Source organism: Subdoligranulum variabile, from assembly GCF_025152575.1.
In the GTDB taxonomy this organism is placed as follows: Bacteria; Bacillota; Clostridia; order Oscillospirales; family Ruminococcaceae; genus Gemmiger; species Gemmiger variabilis.
This window is the reverse complement of sequence record NZ_CP102293.1, coordinates 2,686,161-2,703,706: the sequence shown is the minus strand read 5'-3', so window position 1 is coordinate 2,703,706 and position 17,546 is coordinate 2,686,161. Positions and strand designations below refer to the sequence as shown.

14 protein-coding genes are annotated in these 17,546 nt (G+C 51.3%); 4 read left to right on the top strand and 10 right to left on the bottom strand.

Features of this window, described 5'->3' with window-relative positions; all coding sequences use genetic code 11:
- Positions 1 to 10: 10 nt before the first annotated feature.
- The 3 genes from NQ490_RS12735 to NQ490_RS12725 all read right to left on the bottom strand — a co-directional run bounded on the left by NQ490_RS12735 (position 11) and on the right by NQ490_RS12725 (position 5,743).
- Positions 11 to 547 (bottom strand): MarR family winged helix-turn-helix transcriptional regulator, encoded by a 537-nt coding sequence (locus NQ490_RS12735; RefSeq protein WP_147644644.1) that lies wholly within the window; start codon positions 545 to 547, stop codon positions 11 to 13.
- A gap of 192 nt (positions 548 to 739) precedes the next feature.
- Entirely contained in the window at positions 740 to 5,017 is a 4,278-nt protein-coding gene (locus tag NQ490_RS12730; protein ID WP_007046182.1) for an FtsX-like permease family protein, read from the bottom strand.
- Positions 5,018 to 5,743 (bottom strand): ABC transporter ATP-binding protein, encoded by a 726-nt coding sequence (locus NQ490_RS12725; protein ID WP_040917944.1) that lies wholly within the window; start codon positions 5,741 to 5,743, stop codon positions 5,018 to 5,020.
- Between the two features lie 374 nt (positions 5,744 to 6,117).
- On the opposite strand from NQ490_RS12725, the gene NQ490_RS12720 reads away from it, so the two are divergent.
- From NQ490_RS12720 to NQ490_RS12705, 4 genes are all read left to right on the top strand, one after another.
- Positions 6,118 to 8,043, top strand: a complete 1,926-nt coding sequence (locus NQ490_RS12720; RefSeq protein WP_187118521.1) for an OPT family oligopeptide transporter — start codon at positions 6,118 to 6,120, stop codon at positions 8,041 to 8,043.
- Positions 8,044 to 8,123: 80 nt separating this feature from the next.
- The gene (locus tag NQ490_RS12715; protein ID WP_007046178.1) at positions 8,124 to 8,486 is read left to right on the top strand and encodes a PqqD family protein; all 363 of its coding nucleotides are present in this window, start codon (positions 8,124 to 8,126) and stop codon (positions 8,484 to 8,486) included.
- Positions 8,483 to 8,827, top strand: a complete 345-nt coding sequence (locus NQ490_RS12710) for a hypothetical protein (protein WP_007046177.1) — start codon at positions 8,483 to 8,485, stop codon at positions 8,825 to 8,827. The genes NQ490_RS12715 and NQ490_RS12710 overlap by 4 nt, the downstream gene beginning before the upstream one ends.
- 24 nt (positions 8,828 to 8,851) lie before the next feature.
- A complete protein-coding gene (locus NQ490_RS12705) occupies positions 8,852 to 10,291 on the top strand; it encodes an aminoacyl-histidine dipeptidase (RefSeq protein WP_007046176.1) in 1,440 nt (479 codons plus the stop codon).
- Positions 10,292 to 10,359: 68 nt separating this feature from the next.
- Here NQ490_RS12705 and NQ490_RS12700 read toward each other — a convergent pair whose 3' ends face one another.
- From NQ490_RS12700 to NQ490_RS12670, 7 genes are all read right to left on the bottom strand, one after another.
- Positions 10,360 to 10,902, bottom strand: a complete 543-nt coding sequence (locus NQ490_RS12700; protein ID WP_007046175.1) for a penicillin-binding transpeptidase domain-containing protein — start codon at positions 10,900 to 10,902, stop codon at positions 10,360 to 10,362.
- Between the two features lie 123 nt (positions 10,903 to 11,025).
- Positions 11,026 to 12,135: a DegT/DnrJ/EryC1/StrS family aminotransferase gene (locus tag NQ490_RS12695; protein ID WP_007046174.1), complete on the bottom strand. Its 1,110-nt coding sequence runs from the start codon at positions 12,133 to 12,135 to the stop codon at positions 11,026 to 11,028.
- Between the two features lie 5 nt (positions 12,136 to 12,140).
- The gene (locus tag NQ490_RS12690) at positions 12,141 to 12,695 is read right to left on the bottom strand and encodes a GNAT family N-acetyltransferase (protein WP_040917503.1); all 555 of its coding nucleotides are present in this window, start codon (positions 12,693 to 12,695) and stop codon (positions 12,141 to 12,143) included.
- Positions 12,692 to 13,672, bottom strand: coding sequence for a hypothetical protein (locus tag NQ490_RS12685; protein WP_040917501.1), 981 nt, complete (start codon positions 13,670 to 13,672; stop codon positions 12,692 to 12,694). Before NQ490_RS12685 ends, NQ490_RS12690 begins: the two co-directional genes overlap by 4 nt.
- A gap of 36 nt (positions 13,673 to 13,708) precedes the next feature.
- Complete coding sequence (locus NQ490_RS12680; RefSeq protein WP_007046171.1) at positions 13,709 to 14,920, bottom strand: ATP-grasp domain-containing protein; 1,212 nt, start codon at positions 14,918 to 14,920, stop codon at positions 13,709 to 13,711.
- Positions 14,921 to 14,958: 38 nt separating this feature from the next.
- Positions 14,959 to 16,392: a lipopolysaccharide biosynthesis protein gene (locus tag NQ490_RS12675; RefSeq protein ID WP_007046170.1), complete on the bottom strand. Its 1,434-nt coding sequence runs from the start codon at positions 16,390 to 16,392 to the stop codon at positions 14,959 to 14,961.
- Between the two features lie 29 nt (positions 16,393 to 16,421).
- Positions 16,422 to 17,498: a TDP-N-acetylfucosamine:lipid II N-acetylfucosaminyltransferase gene (locus NQ490_RS12670; RefSeq protein WP_259951329.1), complete on the bottom strand. Its 1,077-nt coding sequence runs from the start codon at positions 17,496 to 17,498 to the stop codon at positions 16,422 to 16,424.
- Positions 17,499 to 17,546 lie beyond the last annotated feature (48 nt).

Below are 17,546 nucleotides of genomic sequence, written 5' to 3'. Positions count from 1 at the left end.
CGCGCCCGCGTCAGCCATTTTCTGCGGCCGTGCTTTCCGATGCCGGCCGTGTTTCGCCTGCCAGACTGTGCGCATTGGCCAGGATCTGTTCCAGCACCGCCCGGGCCACGGCCTGCCGCTCCGGCTCGACGCCGCGCTGCAGCTCCCGCTCGAAGTTGTCGATGCTCAGGCGGATGCGCTCATGGTAGGCAACGCCTTTGGCCGTGGCATTCAGCCTCTTGAGGCGGGCGTCACGCTCTACGGAACAACGGGTAATGAACCCGTCCTGCTCCATCGCCTGGAGGACCGCCGTCACACTGGAACGCCGGATCTGCATCCAGTGCTCCACATCCCGCTGGTAAACGTCCCGGTTTTCCTTATTGGCCCGGACGATTTCTCCCAGCAGCATACCGCGGACACCCGTCAGTTCGGGCGTCACCTCGGCCGCAATGCGCGCATCCATGGCGCGGCGGATCACGCGGAAGGTCTGGCCTACCAGCGCGCCGAAGTGTTCCTCGCCGCAGCAGCCGGACATACAGCCGGTCTGTTGTTTCTTCGTGTTCGTCACCTGCCCCCTCGTTTTTGTTAGCTTGCGAACAGTTCACTTCCTAACAGTTCGTTGGCGTACCTAACCAGTATAACACGGGTTTATCAATTGTCAATAGAAAAAAACATAAAAAAAGCGAGGCCTTTTTTTCCTTGTCGGCAGCAAGAAACCGGGACACCTTTTTATAAGGTATCCCGGTTTCAATAATGCAGATCATTCAGGGGCTTTCATGCTCTCCACCATGGAGATTTTCTTCAGAGTCCGCCCCATCACCAGATTGACCAGTGTACTGAACAAAAGCGTCAGCGCAATGGCATACACAAAGCTGAGCGGCTGGATGTCGCGGCCGAACATCACCGCATCCACCTCCACCGTCACTATGATGAACCGATGCAGGGCCATGCCGCCGAAGATACCGAAGAGTGTGCCGATCAATGTCAGCGCCATGCTTTCGCGGTTGACATAAGCGTACACCTCCCGATCATAGAACCCCAGCACTTTGATGGTGGCAATCTCCTTGATACGTTCGGCAATGTTGATGTTGGAAAGGTTATACAACACCACAAAGGCCAGGCAGGCTGCGCAGACAATGATCAGCACCACCACAGCATCGATGGAATTGAGCATATTCAGCACCTGGGCCACGCTATCCCGTGTGAAGGTCAGACTGGCCACATTGTCCATCTCCAGCAAAGCGGCGGAGACTGTATCATGCGCTTCTTCGCTGTCATCGGCCATCTTGCTGATGACTGCATTGTAGCTGACAGCCTCCCCGAAACCAGCCTCGTAGGTGGAGGCGCTCATATAAACATAGTTGCTCACATAGTGCTCACAGACACCGCTGACCACAAAGGTGCCGGTCTTTTCATCCCCGTTTTCCAGGGTGACGGTATCTCCGGCCTGGACACCCAGCAGTTTGGCCAGCTTCTCGGTCAGGACCACGCCCTCCTCACCCAACGGAGTGGGTGTGCGGCTGATGCGTTCATGGAGATCCAGGAAATCGGCAAACTGCCCCACATCCTGCGGCACCATCAGGTAGACGTCGGCCTCTCCGTCGGCCACCGGCTGGCGGGTGCTTTGAACAGCCACCGTCAGGGATTCGGTAAAGTTTTGAGGATCGTTCAGATAGGCATATACATCCCCCTGTTCAGTGGCCCCCTCCTTGGTGACCACCGTCATCAGGTCATAATGGGAGATATCACTGAACTGTTTGGTAATAATGGCATTGAGAGAATCCGAAATGCCGAAGCCCGACACCAGAAGCGACATACATCCCGCCACACCGATGACCGTCATCCAGAAACGCTTTTTATAGCGCAGCAGATTGCGGCAGGTGACCTTCCAGGTAAAGGGAAAACGCCGCCACAGCGGGGTGATGCGCTCCAGCAGAATGCGCTTGCCGGCCTTGGGGGCGCGGGGCAGCATAAGGGTGGCCGGCACTTCCCGCAGGGACGCCCGGCAGGCCAGGGCTGTGACCCCTACCGACAGCACGGTAAGGGTGCCGCCCGCAAAGATTGCCTGGAAAACCCGCCAGGGCGTATAGATGGCAGGCATGTAGTACATCATGGCATAGGCCGACCAGATAATGGCCGGGAAGGCCCGGAATCCTACGGCGAGGCCCACAGCGGTACCACAGGCTGCCGCCGCGAAAGCATACCACAGATATTTCTGCATGATCTCCCGGCGGGTATATCCCAGCGCCTTGAGCGTGCCGATCTGCAGGCGTTCCTCCTCCACCATGCGGGTCATGGTCGTGGAGACCACCAGCGCCGCTACCAGGAAGAAAAACACCGGGAAGATCGTGGTGATGGCGGTCAGCTTATCCACGTTGCCGGTAAAGGAAGCATAGCTCACATTGTTGCTGCGGTCCCAGACATACCATTCCGGCATCTCGATCTCGTCCAGTTCCTTCTGGCCGTCCTCGATCTCGGCCCGGGCATCGGCCAGCTCCTGCTCCGCCTCGGCTTTGGCATCCTCGTATTCGATCTCACCGTCGCGCAACTTCTGGGCGTTCTCCGCGATGGTCTGCCGGGCGTCATCCAATTCTGCCCGTGCGTCAGCCAGTTCCGCCTTGGCGTCGTTGATCTGGCGGCGGGCATCGTCCAGTTCCAGCTGTTTGTCGGTCAGGGTCGCCCAGCCTTCCTCCAGCTGCTTGCGACCGTCGGCCAGTTCTTTCTTGCCGGCTTCGTACTCCGCCACTCCGTCATTGTATTCTTTCCAGCCATCATCCAGCTGTTTTTTGGCCGCTTCCAACTGCGGGGCACTGGCTTCCAGCTGCTTACGGCCGTCAGCCAGCTTCTGTGCATTGGCCTCATAGGCATCCCAGCCGGCATCCAACTGACGGCGTCCGCTGACGACCCGGGCAAACCCGGTGACCGCCTCTCCCATCAGTGCCTGTTCCTGCTGCAGTCCATACAGACCAACGTTTACCAGCGCGGCAAAATTCTGGAGAAGATCCGATTTCTGGCTTTCTTCATCCTGCGCTGCCCACCACTGCTGTGCATCCGTCAGAACGGCCTGCATCCCGGCGCGGTCCGCCGTCACGATAGCGTTCAGCTGTCCCGCCAGTTCGGCCAGCTGCTCCTCGGTAAGTCCCGGCTCCGTGGGTACTGTCGGGTCCGACAGCGGCGCTTTCTGCTTGGAGGCACTTTCCGCGCGCTCCTCCTGCGGCTTTTCTCCGCCATTCGGTTCCCCATCGTTCGGAGTGGGTTCCGTCGGTTCTTCCGTTTCAGGCTCGGCATCCCCCTCTGCGGGAGCACCATCTGCAGGCTCCTGCTCCGCCCACGCCGATTCTTGCTGTGTTTCCGCTTCCGGCTGCTCTTCCGGCAAGGTTTCTGCCTCTTCGGGAATTTCATCCGCCGGGATGGTTTCTTCCTGCGGCAGCTCCGTTATTTCTGCTGCCTGGTCCTGCGGTTCCGCTGTTATTTCCGGCTTGGAATCTTCCGGCGCACCGCCTTCTTCTCCGGTCTGCGGCGGCATGGTGCTCATCATTTCCAGCATCTTTTGTGCACCGCTCTGGACTCCACGGGCAGCGGAAGTCAACCCGACCCCCTCGGCGGTGAGCCCATATGGCTGCAGATAAGCGTCCAGATCATCCAGCAGTTCGTCATAGCTCTGCGGGACCGGGTATTCATTTTCATTCAGCCAGCTGACAAAATCACCGATATCCTCCGCTTTCACTGTAACCGTCAGATCCGGGTCCTGCTTCTGGAGCATAGCGGTAATTTCCGCCGCCATGCTTTCCAGCCCCGCGGCATAGGTCTGTTCCTGTTTGTTCAGCTCGGCCTTGCCGTCGGCCAGCTGTTGCTCCCCTTCCTCGATATGAGCCAGGGCATCGTTGTATTCCTGCAGACCGGCCTCGTATTCCGCCTGCCCTTCTTCCAGCTTTTTGCGGGCATCTGCCAGCTTCGGCTCATTGGCTGCTAGCTCCGCTTCGCCCTCTTCTACCTTGGCCTGGTTGTCCAGCAATTCCTGCCGGCCTTCCTCCAGCTGTACGGCGCCGTCATTGACCTTGGCCTCGTTGTCGGCCAGTTCCTGCACACCGTCGGCATATTCCTGCTCGCCGTCCCGGTATTCCTGCTCGCCGTCCGCCAGTTCCCGGCGTCCGTCCGCCAGTTCCTGCGCGGCGTCGGCCAGCTCCTGCTGTGCGTCCGCCTCCGCATCATAGTATTCCGACCAGGCATCGTCGATCTCCGCCTGTGCATCGGAGCGGATTTCATCGTAGCGCGCCTGGCAGCGTGCGTCCTGAATGGCTTCCACGCGGGTCTGGACCGCCTCAACGGTGGCCTCGTATCCATCCTCCATGCTGTTTTGCTGCAGGGCACCTTCGGCGGTCACGTATATTTCGGTGTAAGTATCGTAGGCGAAATCTTCCGGCAGAAGGTACATCACCAATTCCACCGTACCGTTGCCCACACTGGCCGGTTCCCGCTCAAAACTGAAATAGTTGGTGTTATGTACAATGCCCACCACCGTGTACTCTGTGCAGGACAGCTTGGTATCCAAATCTTCGTTGTCCGCACTGCTGACGGTCAGAGTGGAACCGATAGGATAGTCCCCGCCGGTGATGTTGGCACTGGCTTCCACCACGCATTCCCCGGATTTTTCCGGCAGGCGTCCTTCCGCGAGAACCAGCCGGTTAATGGCATCCTCTTCTTGCGGCGGCAGGCTGTGCAGCCGGGACACCACCACGTCACTCCCGGCTTCTACCAGCAGATCCGCCGAATAGGCCGGCTGCACCGTTTCGACGCCGTCCACCTGACGTAAGGCCTCCACATCGTCGTCGGTCAGTCCCATAGTGGAGACGATGCGCAGATCATAAAAGTTGCCATCGTCCAGATACTGCTCCATGGATTCCTTCATGTCCACGGGCGTTGCATTCAGGCCTGCCAAAAAACCAACGCCCAGGGCTACGATGGAAAAAATCGCCACAAAGCGGCTGCGTGCACTTTTAAAGGTACGCAGTATATTTTTTCGGTAGGTTCGCGTCATTTACCATTCGATCCTTTCCACGGGGGTGGGGTTGGGATTGATTTTTTCCTCGATCACGCGGCCACTGTTGATTCGGATGACCCGGTCAGCCATGGCGGCCAGCGCACTGTTGTGGGTGATGACGATGACCGTGCGGCCTTTCCGGCGGCAGGTGTCCTGCAGAAGCGCCAGCACCTGTTTGCCGGTCTTGTAATCCAACGCACCGGTGGGTTCATCACAGAGCAGAATCTTGGGATTTTTGGCCAGAGCCCGGGCAATGGAGACACGCTGCTGTTCCCCGCCGGAAAGCTGTGCCGGGAAGTTGTTGCGGCGATGGGCCAGCCCCACTTCCTCCAGCACGGTATCGGCATCCAGCGGATCACGGCAGATTTCCGCCGCCAGTTCCACATTTTCCCGCGCCGTGAGATTCTGCACAAGGTTATAGAACTGGAACACAAATCCCACATCATACCGGCGATAGGTCGTCAGACGCTTCTGATTGAAGCTGCTGACTTTTTCCCCGTCCAGCAGGATGGTCCCCTCATCACAGGTATCCATCCCGCCCAGCATATTGAGAACCGTGGTCTTGCCGGCCCCCGAAGGACCCAGAATGACGCAGAATTCTCCTTTTTCGATGGTGAAACTCACATGATCCGATGCGGCAATCCGCGTATCTCCCATCTGATAATATTTGCATACGTTGTCAAATACGACAAAGGGCTGATGCCCGGTTTGTGTGTTGGCCATGGTTTTCTCCCGTTTTTTATACACCTTGTTTAGGGTTATTATAGCAAAATTTTCATCAGAATTCCCGTACATTTTCTGAACATTGACAAAATCCGCAGAAATTTCACCTTTTTCCATCGTTTTTCTGAAGTCCCTTTTTCCTCCCTTTTCGAGTCATTTTTTAAACGAACCACGCAGCATTTTGTTCTTTTTGTCATCTTTTGAATATTCAAAAGTTTCGTTTTCGTCTATTTTTTACAAAATAAAGCAAGAAATGCCTTGACGTGCCCCGAATTCTTGTATACACTGGTGTAAGTTGCCTGTCTGTACCCTGAAGGCCCGGACCACCTTCTGCGGTCAGTATCCTGCAGCAAAACCGAAAGAAAGGACCAAGTATCGTGGAAAACAAAGAATTCCAACCCTATGTGCCTGCCGACAAGGTCATGCCCGAGTTTACGGTGGTATCCATCGTTCTGGGCGCCATTCTGGCCATTGTGTTCGGCGGTGCCAACGCCTATCTGGGCTTGCGCGTCGGCATGACGGTATCTGCCTCCATCCCTGCAGCCGTTATCTCGATGGGCATCATCCGCAAGATTTTGCACCGGGACTCCATTCTGGAAAACAACATGGTGCAGACCATCGGTTCCGCCGGTGAATCGGTAGCAGCCGGTGCCATCTTCACCCTGCCCGCCCTTTTCATGTGGGCCAAGGAGGGCCTCTGCGCCACCCCTTCTCTCATCGAGATCGGCCTCATCGCCCTGTGCGGCGGTGTGCTGGGCACCCTGATGATGATTCCCCTGCGCAGCGCTCTCATCGTCAAGGAGCATGGCACCCTGGCCTATCCGGAAGGCCAGGCCTGTGCCGAAGTCCTCATTGCCGGCGAAGAGGGCGGTGCCAAGGCCTCCACCGTCTTCTCCGGCCTGGGCATTGCCGCCGTATACAAGTTCGTCACAGACGGCCTAAAAATCTTCCCCAGTGAAATCACCTACGACATCTCCGCCTACAAAGGCGCCGGTGTGGGCATTGATGTCCTGCCTGCCCTGGCGGGTGTGGGCTACATATGCGGCGCCAAAGTGTCCTCTTACCTGTTTGCCGGCGGTGTGCTGGGCTGGCTGGTCATCATGCCGCTGATGGTTCTCTTCGGCGGTGAGTCTGTCCTTTTCCCTGTTACCGATATGACCATCAACGAACTGGTCGCCCAAAACGGTGTCTCGGCCCTGTGGAGCAACTACCTGCGTTACATCGGCGCCGGCGCCGTGGCCTGCGGCGGTGTGCTGAGCCTCATCAAATCCCTGCCCCTCATCGTCCGCACCTTCCGTGACTCGATGAAAGCCTACGGCAAGGGCCGTACCGCCAGCAGCCTGCGCACCGAGCAGGATATTCCCATGCCTTTTGTGCTCCTCGGCGTGCTGGTCATCGCTGTGGTGCTGTGGCTGTTCCCCGCCATCCCGCTGAACTTCTTCACCGCACTCATCGTCATCATCTTCGGCTTCTTCTTCGCCACCGTTTCCTCCCGCATGGTCGGCCTGATCGGTTCTTCCAACAACCCCGTTTCCGGCATGGTCATCGCCACCCTGCTCATCTCCACCATGCTGCTCAAATCCACCGGCTCTACCGGCATTGAGGGTATGACGGCAGCCATCGTTATTGGCGGCGTCATCTGCGTCATCGCAGCCATCGCCGGCGATACCTCCCAGGACCTCAAGACCGGCTTCCTGGTGGGCGCCACCCCCAAAAAGCAGCAGATGGGCGAGATCATCGGCGTGGTGGTTTCCTCCATTGCCATCGGCGGGATCCTGTACCTTCTGTCCATGGCCTGGGGCGGCTATGGTTCCAACGACCTGCCCGCCCCGCAGGCGATTCTCATGAAGATGATCGTCGAGGGCGTCATGGGCGGCAACCTGCCCTGGAACCTCGTCTTTGCCGGCGTCTTCATCGCCATCGTCATCGAGATCCTCGGCATTCCTGTTCTGCCTTTCTCCATTGGTCTGTATCTGCCCATCTATCTCTCGGTGCCCATGATGCTGGGCGGCGCCCTGCGCTGGGTCCTGGAAAAGCGCAAGTACGCTTCCGACAAGGAGAAAAACAACGTGGTCCAGTCCGGCGTTCTCTACTCCTCCGGCCTGATTGCCGGTGAAGGTATCGTCGGCATTCTGCTGGCAGTCTTTGCGGTCATCCCCATGGGCGCCAGCAACGTCGGTGAGTTCATCAATATCAGCGGCATCTTCAGCATCGGGCAGATTGGCGGTCTGATCGTCTTTGCCCTGCTGCTGGTTACCATCTATCTCTTTGCCACCAAAGACCAGAAGAAGTCCAAATAAACGCATTGCGTTCTTGCAGACAGGGCTGTATACTTGGGTATGCAGCCCTGTTTTGAGTAAAACAATCCGGGAGAATATCTATGGCCAAAAGCAAGCAGGAAAATTATCTGGATTTTGTCCCCGTACCCAACCCCAAAAACAGCTGGAGCGAGGACGACAAAGGCATTGTCACCATCGATATGGTACACCGCGGTTTCTATGCCTCCATCGCGCAGAAATTCTTTCATACGCCGCGGGTCAGCCACATTGCCCTGGACGAATACGGCAGTTTTCTGTGGAAAGAGATAGACGGCGTGCAGAGTGTAGGGGATCTGGCCCGCAAAATGAAAGCCCAGTTCGGTGACAAAGCGGAACCCTTGTACGACCGGCTGGTCAAGTATATGCAGATTCTGCACAACAATGAGTTCATTCTCTTTGTGGGGAAAGACAAGGTGAAGCCATGAGCATCCCGCAGATCATTCTGGGCATTCTGTTGTTCGCTGCCGCAACCATGGTACTTTATCTCTGGGGGCTGCGCCGCAGCATGACGCAGCAAAGGGATCTGGAGCGGATCCTACTGAGCAAATGTGCCGCACGGGTACTTCATCGGCTGAAGAAGCAGCAAACCATCACCCGCAAAGAGTTAGCCCGTGAGATCCAGGGTGTCCGGGCCGGACTGTTCTGGTCCCGCAATCGTCTGGAGGTTCAGGATGCCGCCGCTTTTGCAGACAAACTGACCCGCTATATGGTAGAGCAGCAGATGCTGCAAGAGGCCGGCGGCGGTCGCTACCGGCTCCGCAGCTAATTTTGTAGAAAAGGAGTGTCGTCTATGAAGATATTGGAGAATCTGGAACCCCAAAACGTATTCCGCTTTTTTGAAGAGATGTCCGCCATCCCCCGCGGCTCCGGCAACACCAAGGCGGTGAGCGACTGGTGTGCCGCCTTTGCACGCCAGCGCGGGCTGGAATATCACCAGGATGCCGACAACAATATAATCATCATCAAGGAAGCTACCCCTGGTTATGAACAGGCTGAGCCGGTGATTCTGCAGGGGCACCTGGACATGGTGTGTGAAAAAGAACCTGGCTGCCCCAAAGACATGGCCCAGGAGGGACTGGACCTTGAGGTGGAGGGAGACTATATCAGCGCCAAAGGAACCACGCTGGGCGGAGACGACGGCATTGCCGTGGCGATGGCGTTGGCCGTGCTGGATGCCGATGACCTTCCTCACCCTCGCCTGGAAGCCGTCTTTACGGTGGATGAGGAGATCGGTCTGCTGGGAGCTGGTTCACTGGATGTGAGCCCGCTGAAAGGCCGCCGCATGCTGAATATGGACTCCGAGGCTGAGGGGATTTTCACGGTCAGCTGTGCAGGCGGCAACAATACCATTTCCCTGCTGCCTCTGATACACACCGCCTTTGCTGGTGCGGCCCTTACTGTCACAGTGGGGGGACTGACCGGCGGTCATTCCGGTTCCGAGATCGACAAAGGCCGGGCCAATGCCAACATGCTGATGGGCCGCGTCCTGCAGGATCTGGCAGCCCAGACACCCCTGCGACTGGTAGAGGTGCATGGCGGGCTGAAGAGCAACGCCATCCCGGTAGAAAGCACCGCCACCGTGGTGGTCGCCGACGCACAGGCCGCCCGCAATGCCGTTGCCGCTATGGAGAAGACGCTGCGCAACGAATATCGTGTGACGGATCCCTCCCTTTTCCTGCAAGTGGAAAACGCTACGGTTGCCGACGATCCCATGGATGCCGCAACCACTGAGAAGGTGGTCTGCCTGCTGACCTGTCTGCCCAATGGCATCCAGGCTATGAGTCCTGACATTGCAGGGCTTGTGCAGACCTCGCTGAACCTGGGCATCCTGACCACAGAGACCGATACCCTGCGGGCCGTGTCCAGCCTGCGCAGTTCGGTGGACTCCCAGAAGGAGATGCTCAAACGCCGGCTTGCCTGCTTGCTGGCGCAGTTGGGAGGCCGGGTGGAATATGAGGGTGAATACACCGGTTGGCAGTACCAGGAGCACTCTCCGCTTCGTGAGTTGATGGTACAGGTCTATACTGAACAGTATGGTGAGGCCCCGCGGGTGGAAGCCATCCACGCCGGTCTGGAATGCGGCCTGTTCGCCGGTAAGATGCCGGGTTTGGACTGCGTATCCATTGGTCCCAACCTGTTGGAGATTCACACGCCCCGTGAGCGGATGAGCATCAGTTCTGTGCAGCGCGTGTGGAAGTTCCTGGTGGAGGTGCTCAAGCGCGCCCGCTGATTTTTGCCTATCGATAACAGAACACCGCCGGAAGCAAGGCTGCTTCCGGCGGTGTTTTTGTCGTTGTGTCATGGAGATTCTGTGGACTCCGGCTGCACTTCTGGTTCGATACCAAGATACGGCAAAGCTTTCGCCAATACCTCGGCGCAGACCGGTCCCGAAAGTGTACCGCCGCTGGTCGTCCAGCTGTGGGGTTCATCCAGACAAACCAATACCGCCAGCCGCGGCGCATCAATGGGCGCCACCGCCACAAAACTGCTGATGCGGGCTCCTTCGTTTTCGCTGTCCAGCTTCTGGCTGGTACCACTTTTCCCGCCCACAAAATAACCGTTTACCGCCGCATGCTTGCCGGTCCCCTCCGTAACGACCCCCTCCATCAGCTGGCACATGGTGGCACTGGTTTCCTCGCTTATGACCCGGCGCTTGACCGTTGGTTCTATTTCCTGCAGTACCGTACCGTCTGGGGCCTGGATCGTCTGCACTACATACGGCTGCATCAGATTGCCGCCGTTGACCACGGCACACACCGCCGTGAGCATCTGCAGGTAACTGACCTTGCTGCTCTGTCCGAAAGAACAACTGGCCAGCTCTACCGGGCCCGGCTGGTACAAGGGTTTGGACTATAAAATCATTCCCCTTTATCAGGCATACATCTCACTGGTTTTTGTACAATCTTCTCGACGAAGATCATTTTCAATTTGGCTTTATAAGCATGTTTAACAATGCTGACGTAATTACGCTTTTAATTTCAAAATTATATGGCAGATACGGTCCACATCTTCCAGCGCCAAGTCTGCATAAAGGGGAAGCGTCAACACCCTCTCCGATACATAACGAGCCACAGGTGTTTCATCCGCATTGTACTTATTATGGAAACAAGCAAAAGTATTGGTCAATGGATAAAAATACTTGCGTGCACAGACTCCCCGCTTTGCCAGTGCATCAAATACCTCATTGCGGCTGGCACCAAACACTTTTTCATCAAACACTACCGGGAAGTAAGCATAATTGTACTTCACATCCGGCTGCTCCACATTCAGCTGCAGACCCGCAACACCTTCCAAGTGTTCACGGTAACGTTCTACAACCTTTTTGCGCTTCGCAATTTCTTCGTCCACATGCCTCAAATTGCATAATCCCATGGCCGCGCAGAACTCATTCATCTTGGCATTTGCACCTACGGCATCCACTTCTTCGGGGCCATGAATACCAAAGTTTTTCAGTTCATACAGCCGTTTACCCAGTTCTTCATTGTGATAGCATACTGCGCCACCCTCGATAGTGTTGTACACCTTAGTTGCATGGAAGCTGAAGCAAGAGGCATCTCCAAAAGAGCCAATCCCACGCCCCTTATAGGTTTCACCAAAAGTATGGGCTGCATCATAAATCACTTTCAAACCATACTTTCGGGCAATACGTTCAATTTCCTCCATATTGCAGACGTTACCATAAACATGTACAGGCATGATGGCACAAGTACGGTCAGTAATCAATTTTTCTACTTTAGACGCATCCAATGTATAGGTCACCGGATCAATATCACAAAAAACCGGCTCCAAGCCATTGCGCACTATGGCGTGCGTAGTAGACGCGAAGGTAAATGGCGTTGTAATAACCTCCCCCTGCAGGTTCATGGCCTGAAGGGTCAGTTCCAGCGCCATATGGCCATTGGTTAACAATTCCACATAATCAACAGCCAAATATTCTTCAAGTTTACGTTGCAGTTCCTTATGCTTCGGTCCCATATTGGTCAGCCAGTGGCTTTCCCATATGGGGCGGATTTCTTCTATGTATTCCTCCAGACTAGGCATGGAGGAACGTGTAACTAGAATATTATCCATCATATACCTCAATCCCAATAATGCGTACGCTTCACCAAATCATGATATTCTTCGGCCAAAATGCCAACGACCACCAAGTCTCGATATGAGCCATTTTTGAAAATATATTCTCTGCGTACACCTTCTTCTACCCATCCACATTTTGTATACATCGTTTTTGAGGCAATATTATCTTTGAACCATGCGCCATCTAAGCGATGAAGTTGTAATTCATCAAATGCATAGCGCATAATGGCCATCACAGCATCCGTTCCAATTCCTTTTGAGCGCCGTTCCTTTTTTGCCAGTTTAATACCATGATCAGCACTTCTATTTTTCCAGTCGATGTTAGTCAACGTAGCAATTCCAACCGCCCCGTCTTCTGGCGTTTCAATCACAAAGCGGAAATTGGTATTGTCTGCATAATGATTTTCAAACCATTTCTCCTGAGCATAGCTGGAAAGGGGGAACGCCCAACCAATCACTAGCTTTTCAATTTCCGGATCATTAAACATTTCCCGGACCATCTCACAATCTTGTTTTTCCATTGCCCGGAGAGTAACTCTTTTCCCTTTGATATTCACTGTGTGCACTCCTCACTTTCTACAAGAGAAACTAATTTTTGAATAGAATTCACAATATACATCATATCTTTCTCCCCATATCGCTGGTCGATAGGGAGTGGCAATATATCCTCGGCATATTTATATTCTAGCATATCTTCCGAACACCATTCTTTTACAGAGGGCCATAGGGTTGGTATATAAATTTTTTCTTGCTGCAATTTTTTACGAATCAGTGCCCCGTTTTGAGTCATAAAAGGATACATGAACGTTCCTTCGTTCTCATTCAGACAAAGTTGATTTTTATGTCCGAGTTCCCTATGCAAAAAAGCAAAATTTTTCTTTCTAATCTTCTCTATACCGGAATAATCGATTCCTCGCAACAAATTTTGTGTCAACCGGGACATCTTCTTCAAAGGCTCATTATCAAAGAAATCGTTATTGGCCACGTATTCCGAATAAAACTCACTGGCCGAACGTTCGAATCTTCCTAAAAGGAAATGCATTCGTTCGTGGGACTCATCCCGCTCTAGTGGGCGCTCCAGTTGCGTATCAGTATACAAAAAAGCTCCATCCGCCACGCCGAAATACTTACGGCAGGTATATAAAGTGTCTACACCTTCAACCGGCATTTGAAAATAGCTCTGTGCGTTATCAACAATTATTCGGTCATACTGTACTTTCAAGCGGCTAATTTCCTCGTTAGACAGTTGGCCATAATAATTAACCAAGTATAGCCAAGCACCTTCTGACGACGATTCTGCAAACAGCGGCTCCAATTTTGGTCCAACATGGTAGAACTGATAATCAATCTTCAGTTTTTTGCATTCATTCACTACCGAATCGCAAAGAAAATAAGGTAGATACAGTTTTTGGATTTTCTTTGTCTCCCACAGATACGCCAGCGCGCTTCGTCCACAGTTCAAAGCCACTGCACTATCATGGAACATACTGCCGTTATAGTATTCAAACTCAATATATCCGCCAATTTCTCTCACATTGCACCTTCTTTTCTGCCCACCGCAATCGTTTGGTCATTTTTTCAGATTAACATACAGCCAGCGCTCCGTATGGCCTGTAATCTCGTCCAGCTGTTCCCGACTTTCAAACTGCAAAAACATATCTCCCAGGGACATATTGGCTCCCGTAAAGGGCTGCACATGGTCTCCCTCTTTTTTCGTCAGGCTAATCTGACGGAGATATTTTTTCTCCACTTCACGGTCCATCCGGATACTCTGCAAGATTCCTTCCATGCCTGGTTTGGCATGAACCACCAATTCACACCAGTGCCCCTGGCAAGGATGAGGCTGCAATTCCAGTAAAGGCATTCCCACAGCCTTTCGGACTTCGTTTTCGATCAGATCAACGCCATAGGCCATCTTCTGTAATTCAGCGATACGACATCCACCTCCCCTGGGGGAGACTTCCATAATATAGGGTTTATCATTGGCCCCCACACAGGTCTCGATGTTGTATATGCCTGTCCCGGTATGCAAAAGGTCCATTAACCGCTGGATTTCTCTTGTCAGATACTCCTGATGTTCTTCTTTCATGGACGACGGCCAAATAATTCTTGCCGGCGTATAGGGGTTTTCTGCTTCAGGGTCAAACAGCTGGTCTGAATAGGTAATAAACTGCAACTTTCCATCCACAGTAAAAGGATCGGTACTTGAATGATAACCTTCAAACGTAAGGAAATCTTCAATGATAAAGGCGCCGTTATGTGATTGTTCAACCGCCACATCAATCGCTGCAAGCAATTCCTCCGGTGTGTTTACCTTTGTGACGCCTTTGCTTCCCGCAGAATCTACCGGCTTAACAATAACCGGCCAGGTAAAGAAGTTCAAATCTTCTGCTGGCACATTTTTCTCAGTATAGCGTTTTGCGTGGGGCACATTGAATCCATGCTTGGTAAGAAATTCTCGGAAAAGCCCTTTGTCTTGCAAGATGCAAGCAGCCTCATAGGAGCACTGGAACGGGAGTCCCATTTTTTCTGCCACATATGCCGCAGTCACAACTCCAGGGTCGCAGGCGAAGGACATAACACCACTGATATTCTCTTTTTTAGCAGCCTCTAACACCTTATCTTTTTCAATAATACTGAGATCAATATATTTGTCTGAGTACTTATGAGCTGTATTATCCGGCAAGTAGTCACAGGTGATCACATAGAGCCCGAGCTTACGCGCCGTTTCAATCACTGGCAATAAGTATCCAGATCCTCCTAAAAGAAGTAATTTTTTCATAAAGGGCCTCCTCCCCCAATCTCACTCAACGTCAATTTTCAAGTCGCTATTTTAAAAAGAGCCAATACTCGTTTCTTCAAATACTCGTAAGATTCAAACCTAAACAGGGCGGATCCCACCCAATAAATAAAAGCTCCCAACGGAATTTGAATCAATAAAGTGACTCCAACTTTCAGATCTAAAAGAGATACTCCCCATACACAGACACCCATTATAACTGCCAGTAAGATAGATGGGAATATATCCCGTAGCTGGTCCAAGTAATTGTACTGTAATAGCTTTCTGTTTGGCCAAGAATTGATAATTTGTCCTGCTACACTTGAAATGATCATACTGTAAGCCATTGCCAAAACACTGATGCGCATCGCAATAAGCAACAAAAGCAGCCCAACAATTTTTTTCACAATCTCCAGTCGCAAGAAAATATCGCTACGGCCCATCGCTTTAATGGCATTTAGGTTTGCTGTATGTATTGGCCAAAACATATAAGTAAAACAGAATATTCTTATATATGGCACACATGGCAACCACTTTTCAGTCAGAACCAGTTTCACAATAGGTTCGGCACAAAATGCCAGTCCCATCATGAGAGGAGCCATAATATAAATGCTTGTTTTGATAGCACGACGTGTCATACTCCTGACACGCACTCGATCATCTTGAGCGCTAGACATCGTCGGCAGCAAAACGCTATCAATCGATGTATTTATATTTGTAATAACGGTCTTTGGGAGTTTATCTCCCTGATTATAGTAAGCCAGATCTGAAGATGAATATAGCTTTCCAATAATTAAGTTGCACAGATTATTGTACGTAGTATCTAAGAGCGACGATACCAGCAGTTTCCAACCAAATGATAACAGCCGTTGTAATCTTTTCCACGAAAACATCTTTTGGGGACGCCACTTAACCGTAACCCAAAGTATTATTGTGCCCACAATTACATTGGATAATTGTTGGACTACCAACGCCCAAACCCCAAAGCCAGCATAGGCCATCCCGACGCCAAATATGGCAGAAACAACCGTTCCGCCAAGTGTAGAAAAGAAGAATCGTTTAAATAGCATATTGCGGGAGACATAAGATTGCTGAATTCCCCGCACTCCAGACACTACAATGGTTAAGCTTAACACCCGCACCACAGGTACTAGTGTAATATCATTATAGAATAAAGCGATAGCTGGTGCAGCGGCAAAGATTGCGACATACAGAATGACGCATACCAATATATTAAAATAAAATACCGAAGAGAAATCCAAATCATTAGCGTTCTTTTTCTGAACAAGAGCTGTGCTCAAACCGCTGTCCACGAAAACCTGTAAAATTGTTGTAAAGACAGTTACTAGTGCAATTGTACCATAATTTTCTGGTGTCAAAAGGCGTGCTAAAAGGATCGACACAACAAATTGTACGCCCTGCGATCCACATCTTTCAGCAAAACGCCACAACAAATTGCTGATGGTTGATTTCATTATGTTCCCCTATATCTTATTTTTATGCCCTAACGATTGATGGCTTCTAAGAAATCGTTCCACTCTCGTATATACTGTTCATAAGTAAAAGTTTGGTCACATATATTTTCATTTTTTTCTTTATCTTTTGATGTAAAGTGAATAAATTGTTCATAAGTCAATTCAGGAATTTTTGCTGCATCAAATATAGTGTATCCTTTTGAACAGTAGCTTTCCCACATCGTCGTTTCGCGTCTAATATAAACCTTTTTACCTAAAGCAAGTAAAAAAAGAATATTTCCCATTCCTTGTTGCCGATTACAATTAATGATTCCAATATCCATTGTGGACAAAAACTTTACGTAGCTCAATGTATTCATGTATTGCACAATTGGGACCGCAGATATGCCATATTTTTCTTTTGAGATTCTAATAATTCTATTTCTATATTCGGAATCTCCATAGGAAAGCGGCATATAGATTGTAATTTCCTTATCCGAATACTTACTTAACCAGTTAAGCACTTCTTCGTGCCTATTAGATTTCGTTGCAGAGTTACCAATCATAATATTAATATTGTTTTTTTTTATTTTTTTCTGTCGCAGTTCACAAATTTCTTGCACTATTTCTTTCACATAGTCCGTAGGCATAGACACAACAAAATTCCTGTCAAATTTCCCGAATATCGCTTCATATTTCTTGTATTCTCCCTGAATCAAAAAAATATGCCCTGCACAACTATTGTACAGTCGTTTTCTCATAAACCTATGTAGATAATAACGAATATGAATCGGGGAGCGGAATTCAGAGTAACTATAAAAATCCGCTCCCCAAAATTGCAAATACGTCTTTTTTAATAACCTTCTGGGCAACTGCTTTAACAAATAAATGCTATTAAAAATTCCGGAGAAAATAATAGCATCACTTTCATCCATTAGTGCCAGCAATTCATTTGATATTGTTTTTTCAAAGCTTTTAACATAAAAAACATTGTTTTGATCTACTAGGTCGAGTTTTTGTTCCGCTTGAATTATAAAACAATGTTCATATCGAGCCATTTGTGTTTTCATAAAGTTAATATACCCTTTTGTAAATTTATCTCTATGGACCACATGTATGACTTTCATAAGCCACAAATTTCCTTTCTTCCTATCAACCGTTGTATCGCCTTATCC